Annotated in this window: 2 protein-coding genes; one reads left to right on the plus strand and one right to left on the minus strand. The window is 31.3% G+C overall.

Going from position 1 to position 1,461, the window contains the following annotated elements; translation table 11 throughout:
* A partial coding sequence (locus tag PVV60_RS10475) for a type ISP restriction/modification enzyme (RefSeq protein WP_342752819.1) occupies nt 1–497 on the plus strand: 497 nt, incomplete at its 5' end.
* 783 nt (nt 498–1,280) lie between these two features.
* On the opposite strand, the gene PVV60_RS10480 is transcribed toward PVV60_RS10475, so the two are convergent.
* Nucleotides 1,281–1,427 carry a hypothetical protein gene (locus tag PVV60_RS10480; protein ID WP_273724670.1) on the minus strand — a complete coding sequence of 49 codons (147 nt, stop codon included), beginning with the start codon at nt 1,425–1,427 and terminating at the stop codon, nt 1,281–1,283.
* Between the last annotated feature and the right edge of the window lie 34 nt (nt 1,428–1,461).

Below are 1,461 nucleotides of genomic sequence, written 5' to 3' on the forward strand. Positions count from 1 at the left end.
GTATCCCTTGTGTTAAAAGCGCTGAAGATTTTTGGAAGTTTGTAACAGCAGGACGTGAATTGGGTCATTTGCACGTAAATTATGAAGATATAGAACCTTATCCAGTGACCTTTAAAAAGGGTAATCCAAAACAGACAGAGATCTCTAATCCCGAAAAATTCTATTACGTGACTGAAATGAAATTCGCAAAAGCAGCTAAAGAGAAAGATAAATCAACTGTCATTTATAACAGCAATATCATCATGACAGATATCCCTCTTGAGGCTTATGAGTATATCGTCAATGGCAAGCCCGCTCTTGAATGGGTTATGGGGCGTCAATGCGTTAAGACTGATAAAAAGAGTGGTATTGTTAATGATGCCAATCGTTATGCTGTTGAAACCATTGGCAACCCTGCTTATCCATTAGAGTTATTCCAAAGGGTTATTACTGTAAGTTTAGAGACAATCAAAATTGTTAAGAACCTACCAAAATTGGAAATTAGAGAAACTGAATAGACTTATAAAGCATGCTCACATAATGGGCATGCTAATCTTATTAAAGCCGCTTATTTATTAGTTTAAATAACAGTCTATTTTATCATCTGTTATGAGATAACTAAGATAGGAAAGAATTACGTTATCAGAAATCCTTTAATGGACTTTTGTAAATTTTGTAAACGTATCATCTTGTGAGTTGATTACCTATAATCTTAAAAGAGATAATTTATCATGCATTATTCTAAAAAGAAATCATTTGCACTTTTAAACACTGTACTTTGGATTGCTTTAAGACTTTTAAGAAATCCACTCTTAAACAGAATACGCTTCTTTTGGATTGCCTTTAAAAGATTATACCGTAATCTAAAATGATAGCTTTATCCTTTTCAAAAGCTTTGTTTAAAGAGAGTTATATATACTCATTTTCTTATATTACTTATAGGTTTTGTCTGTTTTTAAAACCCCCAAAACACCGACAAAACCCTCTTAAATATATATTAAAGATTGTATTTATGTGTTATGTTTAATATAGGTTGTTTATTTGAAAGATTAACTTATTGAAATATAATAACTTTTATTTTTGACTAAAAAATATATATAAAGGGGGGGGTAAAAAGACCCCCCAAAACCCCCATAACCCCCTAAACTCATAACCATAATAGTCTTGATAGGATTTCTTATCATTATAAACTGTCTTTTAAAAATTCACTTAATATGTTTTAAAATAACTTTTTACTCTTATTATTTTTTTAAGTACCAACCTTTAATCTATAAATACGTCTTGATAGCATTTCTTATGAGTTACAAACTATCTTTTGAAAGGCTTAAAGGATCAGCACTTTCCATGGTGAGACAGTCATCATTATCATCTGCTTCATCCACTTCCCCTGCCACTTTAACAAAAGTTGTTTTGGAGGCAACAGATACTGTTTGCGAATCCAAACTCAAAATTGGAACGTTTTTAGGAAAACCTGTTCAATAA

Origin of the sequence: Bartonella sp. AU18XJBT, from assembly GCF_028618595.1 — a bacterium.
Classification (GTDB): domain Bacteria; phylum Pseudomonadota; class Alphaproteobacteria; order Rhizobiales; family Rhizobiaceae; genus Bartonella.